At 66.2% G+C, this 231-nt stretch carries 1 protein-coding gene; it reads left to right on the forward strand.

The window, feature by feature from the left end:
• Positions 1–231, forward strand: a 231-nt coding sequence (locus KZZ07_RS27515) for a hypothetical protein (protein ID WP_219520238.1), incomplete at both ends; no start/stop codon positions are given.

Genomic DNA, 231 nt, shown 5'->3' on the forward strand with positions numbered 1-231 from the left:
TGCCGATTACGACGGCCTGAGCATCCTCACCAAGCGGGATTACGACCGCCATCTACGCGAGATCGAAACCCTCTGGGGCGAGGCGCCCGTGGCCGAGATCACGACGGTTGACGCCCAGCGCGCTATCGATTCGCTTCAGTCGGCGCCAACCGTGGCGCGCTACTTCCGCGCCGTCCTTTCCCGCCTGATCGGGTTCGGCATCCCCCGCGGCTACAGCACCCACAACGTGGC

The organism is Mameliella sp. CS4 (assembly GCF_019392335.1).
Lineage (GTDB): Bacteria > Pseudomonadota > Alphaproteobacteria > Rhodobacterales > Rhodobacteraceae > Antarctobacter.